4 protein-coding genes are annotated in these 3,177 nt (G+C 63.9%); all 4 read left to right on the top strand.

What is annotated here, in order from left to right; all coding sequences use genetic code 11:
• A partial coding sequence (locus NZM16_RS08065; RefSeq protein ID WP_295479805.1) for a cysteine desulfurase family protein occupies positions 1 to 1,124 on the top strand: 1,124 nt, incomplete at its 5' end.
• Positions 1,045 to 1,422 (top strand): DUF2283 domain-containing protein, encoded by a 378-nt coding sequence (locus NZM16_RS14035; RefSeq protein ID WP_367281019.1) that lies wholly within the window; start codon positions 1,045 to 1,047, stop codon positions 1,420 to 1,422. The genes NZM16_RS08065 and NZM16_RS14035, both read left to right, overlap by 80 nt.
• 286 nt (positions 1,423 to 1,708) lie before the next feature.
• Positions 1,709 to 2,833, top strand: coding sequence for a tRNA 2-thiouridine(34) synthase MnmA (gene mnmA / locus NZM16_RS08060; RefSeq protein WP_295479803.1), 1,125 nt, complete (start codon positions 1,709 to 1,711; stop codon positions 2,831 to 2,833).
• 70 nt (positions 2,834 to 2,903) lie between these two features.
• Entirely contained in the window at positions 2,904 to 3,161 is a 258-nt protein-coding gene (locus NZM16_RS08055) for a hypothetical protein (RefSeq protein WP_295479801.1), read from the top strand.
• Positions 3,162 to 3,177: the final 16 nt, after the last annotated feature.

Genomic DNA, 3,177 nt, shown 5'->3' with positions numbered 1-3,177 from the left:
ACCCGCGAGTGGTGGAGGCGATGCGGCCCTATTTCACGGAGATCTATGGGAACTCTGCCTCCATCCACCGCTTCGGGCGGGCGGCGGCGAAGGCGCTGGAGGAGAGCCGCCGCACAGTGGCGGCCATCCTGGGCGGCCACCCCACCGAGATCGTGTTCACCGGCTCGGGGACCGAAAGCGACAATCTGGCCCTGCGCGGGGTGGCCTTCGCCCAGCGCCGGGCGGGCCGGGGGAATCACCTCATTGTCTCCTCAGTGGAGCACCACGCGGTGCTCAACACCGCCCGTCAGCTGGAGGAGGTCTTCGGCTTCGAGGTCACTTATTTGCCGGTCGATGAATACGGCATGGTGAACCCGGATGATGTGGGTCGGGCGATCCGGAAGGACACCGTGCTGATCAGCGTGATGTATGCCAACAATGAGGTGGGGACGATCCAGCCCATCCCGGAGATCGCCCGCATCGCCCGCGCGAAGGGCATCCCTTTCCACACGGATGCCGTCCAGGCCGGCGGGATGCTGGATCTGGATGTGAACCGGCTGGGGGTGGATTTGATGACCCTTTCGGCCCACAAGTTCTACGGGCCGAAAGGGGTCGGGGTGCTTTACATCCGCCATGGAACTCCTTACCTCTCGACGATTACGGGAGGCGGGCACGAGCGGGGGCGGCGGGCCGGGACAGTGAACGTGGCCGGGATCGTTGGGCTGGCCACCGCCCTGCGCCTGGCCCAGGAGGGTCGCGAGAGCGAGAACGCCCGACTGCAGCGGCTGCGGGACCGGCTGATCCGGGGGATCCTGGAGCGGGTGCCGGACGCCCGACTCACAGGCCATCCCTCAGAGCGCCTGCCGCATCACGCCAGCTTTGCCTTCAAGGGCATCAACGGGGAAGAGCTTTTGCTGGCCCTGGACGTGGAGGGGATCGCCGCCAGCACGGGCTCGGCATGCACCAGCGGCCGGGTGGAGCCCTCAGAGGTGTTGCTGGCCATGGGCCTTCCCCACGAGTGGGCCGTGGGCTCCCTCCGGCTCACCCTGGGGAAGTCCAACACTGATGAGGACATCGATTACGTTCTGGAGGTCCTTCCTCGAGCCATCGCCCGGCTGCGGGAGATGCAGGCCGTTGAAGCATGAGAGACCTTACGACCTTACAGAAAATGAAAAGCGAGACATGGTCACAAGGGACATAGAAATTTATCTTGAGCTTCTGCCTTACATTCAGGGGAGTCCTCAGCAGACGATCTGGCTTTCTTACGATCGGGAGGCGGATGTGCTTTATGTGAGTTTGGGCAATCCAATCCCCGCAACAGATAGTGAACTTACGGATGAGGATATCATTATTCGCTATCACGGAGATCGGGTAATCGGTTACACGATTCTTCATGCGAGCCGGCGCAGCCTGTTTCGATCGTCAGAAAAGGAGGCCAAATAGAGGCCTTAGGCTCGTTTCAGAACCTGCGCCGCTGGCTGGCCCGATGGTCGGCAGGGGTTTGGGTTGGTAGGGCGGATGGCAAAGCCGCCCGCCCCATCACCCCCAGCATTTCGGACCTCCCTCCCCGTGCTGCTTCGCAGCGTGGGGAAGGAGGATGGGGCCCTTTCCGGCCACCGGGCGGTTCCACTCGCTGTCTTGCACGAATGCTGGGCATGAGCCGAGGCCTTGATGAGTGGGAGGCGTTCCCTCCTGGGCTTTCCATTACCTGAAAGGCATAGAGGGGTCCATGACGCGCGTGGTGGTGGCGATGAGCGGCGGCGTGGACAGCAGCGTCGCCGCCGCCCTGCTGGTGGAGCAGGGCTATGAGGTGATCGGGATCATGTTGCGCCTGTGGGGCGAGGGTGGGGAGGCCAGCGCCTCGACGAACCGCTGTTGCACGCTGGAGGACATGGAGCTGGCCTATCGGGTGGCCGATCACCTCGGCATCCCGTTTTATGTCCTGAACGTCGCCGATTTCTTTAAGAAGACGGTGGTGGACTTCTTCATCGCCGAATATCTCGCCGGACGCACGCCGAACCCGTGCCTGCGTTGCAATCGGCTGGTTCGCTTCGACTGGTTGCTCCGGCGGGCGCTGGCCCTGGGGGCGGAATACCTGGCCACCGGGCACTACGCTCGGGTTCGCGAGGCGAACGGCCGGTATCAGCTGCTGCGGGGGGTGGATCCCCGCAAAGACCAGTCGTATGTGCTGGCGGTGCTGGGGCAGCGGGAGCTGCGCCATGCGATGTTCCCGGTCGGCGGTTACACCAAGGAGGAGGTCCGCGCCCTGGCCCGGCGCTTCGACCTTCCGGTGGCGGAGAAGCCGGAGAGCCAGGATCTCTGTTTCCTATCGGATGGGGACTATCGGGCTTTCCTGCGCCGGCACGCTCCGGAGGCCCTGCGGCCGGGTCCGATCAAGGACACCCGGGGCCGGATTCTGGGGGAGCACCAGGGGCTGGCCTTTTACACCATCGGCCAGCGTCGGGGACTGGGCATTGCGGCAGGGGTTCCCCTGTATGTGGTGGACCTGGACCCAGGCGAGAATGCGGTGATCGTGGGAACGGCGGAGGAGCTGGGCCGCCGGTCCTGTGTCCTGGAGGGGGTTCACTTTGTGAGCGGGGAATTTCCCTGGACGCCCTTCCGGGCCACAGTGAAGATCCGATATCGGGCGCGGGAGGTTCCGGCGTGGGTCATCCCGATGCCGGAGCGCCAGGCGCGGGTGGTGTTCGACGAGCCGATGCGGGATCTCACCCCGGGGCAGGCAGCCGTGATGTATGACGGCGAGGTCGTCCTGGGGCTGGGGATCATCATGCGAACGGAACGGGAACCTCCCCCTGAGATCGTGAAGACCCTCGCGGTTTCTGTCCCCGCTTGATGGTCATGCTGGGAGCTCTACGCAGTCAGGCAACGTGGGCGCTTCCCGACATATCGAACGTCACGAGGCGGTGAACCGGGCAATCAGTCGCTTTCTGGAAGGCCAGCCGACCCGCTTATGGCGAGAGCCCGCCCCCACGGCCCTTCCCTCCCGGATCGCCCTCCAGCGCCAGCGGCCCTGGCTTGCTTTTTACGATGAAGGGGTGCTTCCCACCATCGTCATTCCCCATGTTCCCCTCCACAACCTGCTGCGTTCCTCTGCGCGTCGTTTTCCCCGTCGTTTTGCCATTTATTTTGAAAACGCTTGCTACTGCTTTGTCCAGTTATAAACTGGGGATTTGAGGA

Source organism: Thermoflexus sp., assembly GCF_025055495.1.
Taxonomy (GTDB): domain Bacteria; phylum Chloroflexota; class Anaerolineae; order Thermoflexales; family Thermoflexaceae; genus Thermoflexus.
The sequence above is the reverse complement of the archived record's forward strand: the minus strand, read 5'-3'. Positions and strand labels throughout refer to the sequence as shown.

Bases quoted from the DNA above. Each gene is read 5' to 3' on its own strand.
- NZM16_RS14035 (WP_367281019.1), top strand. From the start codon at position 1,045: ATGAGGACATCGATTACGTTCTGGAGGTCCTTCCTCGAGCCATCGCCC.
- mnmA (WP_295479803.1), top strand. From the start codon at position 1,709: ATGACGCGCGTGGTGGTGGCGATGAGCGGCGGCGTGGACAGCAGCGTC.